We start from the raw sequence: 1,009 nt of genomic DNA on the forward strand, positions 1-1,009 counted from the left end.
CAATCATTGGGCGGTGGAGAATAATCTGCACTGGATTTTGGACGTTGCATTTTCAGAGGACGCATGTCAGATAAGCACAGGAAATGGGGCTGAAAATTTCTCCATTCTGAGACGGCTTGCGCTGAACGCTATCAAAGCCAATAAGGGAAGTCGCAGTATCAAGAGTCACCGGAAGCTAGCAGGGTGGGACCATAAGCACCTGAAAAAGCTGCTTTGCTCAGTCGTTCTGAATTGATGCAATTGCCCTGAAGTTACTAGTAGGGCTTTCAATTTTAATGCTTGCAATAAATTTTACAGGTGCAGTTTTTAAAGAAGCCAATACATTCATATTCAAAATAGAGTTCACGAATCAATCAGGTCTTAGCTATTTTCTGTTATTGGCAGTGGTTTTCTTATTAATTCGTTACTATACATATGCCCATCATTATCATGAAGAACTTTATAAGCTGTGGTCGAGTAGAATGTTAAGGGATAGAAAGATTTTTCACTATCACTATGAAGCAGAAACAGTAGACGGCCTCCTTATGAATGCAGTAAATGTTTGGGGTGGCGATGAGCCTGGAATACAAGCTTCTAAATATCAAATCACTGGATTATTTAAACGAGGCTTGTTATATCCAACTCAGCATCATCATGAGGAAGGTGTTGAGGAGTATGAAGAACTAATCTCACTTACCAACTTTAAAGATGGTTGGAGAAAGAGAGATTATTTAAAGTTGCTTGGATATGAGTTTAAATATCAATTTACTGCTTTTTTCAAATATCGAGAAAATCTAAGGAACCTGCGAATAAGTCCCTGATCATGAGATAATAATCTCAGCAGCTTGATCAGAGGTAGTCATGGACCAACAACTCTCTTTTTCCGACAGTGAATTCAGCCAGAAGCGACGCAGAACTCGTAGGGAAATTTTTCTTGAAAGAATGGAGGTTCTGATTCCATGGAAACGCTTAGAGGCCGTAATCGAGCCCTATTACCCTAAGCGTGGCAACGGAAGACCTCCTTATCCTC

The 1,009-nt window shown here is 40.1% G+C and carries 2 protein-coding genes and 1 pseudogene; all 3 read left to right on the forward strand.

Translation table 11 applies throughout. The annotated features are described in order from the left end of the window. A pseudogene (locus tag WG89_RS33185) lies at positions 1 to 235 on the forward strand (hypothetical protein); the annotation flags it as partial. 40 nt (positions 236 to 275) lie between these two features. Beyond that, positions 276 to 800 (forward strand): hypothetical protein, encoded by a 525-nt coding sequence (locus tag WG89_RS28625; protein WP_062271195.1) that lies wholly within the window; start codon positions 276 to 278, stop codon positions 798 to 800. A 40-nt stretch (positions 801 to 840) separates the two neighbouring features. Beyond that, positions 841 to 1,009: transposase (locus tag WG89_RS32585; RefSeq protein ID WP_062260605.1), on the forward strand; the 169-nt coding region annotated here is incomplete at its 3' end.

Source organism: Endozoicomonas arenosclerae (assembly GCF_001562015.1).
In the GTDB taxonomy this organism is placed as follows: Bacteria; Pseudomonadota; Gammaproteobacteria; order Pseudomonadales; family Endozoicomonadaceae; genus Endozoicomonas_A; species Endozoicomonas_A arenosclerae.

Bases quoted from the DNA above. Each gene is read 5' to 3' on its own strand.
- WG89_RS28625 (WP_062271195.1), top strand. From the start codon at position 276: ATGCTTGCAATAAATTTTACAGGTGCAGTTTTTAAAGAAGCCAATACA.